Here is a 1,218-nt window from a genome sequence, read left to right on the forward strand (position 1 = left end):
AAGGATTGTCATTGTGAGCGAAAAGGGTCGCCTGTTTACCAGTGAGTCGGTGACTGAGGGACATCCCGACAAGATCTGTGACGCGATCAGCGACTCGGTCCTCGATGCCCTGCTGGCGCAGGACCCCCGTTCACGTGTCGCGGTGGAGACGCTGGTCACCACGGGACAGGTGCACGTGGTGGGCGAGGTGACCACGACGGCCAAAGAGGCGTTCGCCGACATCACCAACACGGTGCGCGCGCGCATCCTCGACATCGGTTACGACTCCTCGGACAAGGGCTTCGACGGGAGCACGTGTGGGGTCAACATCGGCATCGGGGCGCAGTCACCCGACATCGCCCAGGGTGTTGACACCGCCCACGAGCACCGCGTCGAGGGCGGCGCCGACCCGCTGGACCTGCAGGGCGCCGGCGATCAGGGGCTGATGTTCGGCTACGCGATCAACGACACCCCCGAGCGGATGCCGCTGCCGATCGCGCTGGCCCACCGGCTGTCGCGCAAGCTGACCCAGGTCCGCAAGAACGGCACGCTGCCCTACCTGCGCCCGGACGGCAAGACGCAGGTCACCATCGAGTACGAGGACGACGTTCCGGTCCGCCTGGACACCGTGGTGGTCTCCACCCAGCACGCCGACGGCATCGACCTGGCCAAGACGCTCGACCCCGACATCCGCCAGCACGTGCTCAACACCGTGCTCGAGGAACTGGCCCACGACACCCTGGACTCCTCAGCGACCCGGGTGCTGGTCAACCCGACCGGCAAGTTCGTCCTCGGCGGCCCGATGGGCGACGCCGGCCTGACCGGCCGCAAGATCATCGTCGACACCTACGGCGGCTGGGCCCGCCACGGCGGCGGCGCCTTCTCCGGCAAGGATCCGTCCAAGGTGGACCGGTCGGCGGCCTACGCGATGCGCTGGGTGGCCAAGAACATCGTCGCCGCCGGGCTGGCAGAGCGGGTCGAGGTGCAGGTGGCCTACGCCATCGGCAAGGCGGCCCCAGTCGGGCTGTTCATCGAGACCTTCGGCACCGCGACGGTCGACCCGGTCAAGATCGAAAAGATCGTCCCCGAGGTATTCGACCTACGGCCCGGCGCGATCATCCGTGACCTGGACCTGCTGCGCCCGATCTACGCCCAGACCGCCGCCTACGGGCACTTCGGCCGCACCGACATCGAACTGCCCTGGGAGCAACTGAACAAGGTCGACGACCTCAAGCGCGC

General features: G+C 67.7%; 1 protein-coding gene. It reads left to right on the forward strand.

Annotated features, from left to right (window positions below; genetic code table 11):
- Positions 1-13: 13 nt before the first annotated feature.
- A partial coding sequence (metK, locus tag A5760_RS20060) for a methionine adenosyltransferase (RefSeq protein ID WP_064883973.1) occupies positions 14-1,218 on the forward strand: 1,205 nt, incomplete at its 3' end.

The organism is Mycobacterium colombiense (assembly GCF_001665835.1).
Taxonomy (GTDB): Bacteria; Actinomycetota; Actinomycetes; order Mycobacteriales; family Mycobacteriaceae; genus Mycobacterium; species Mycobacterium colombiense_A.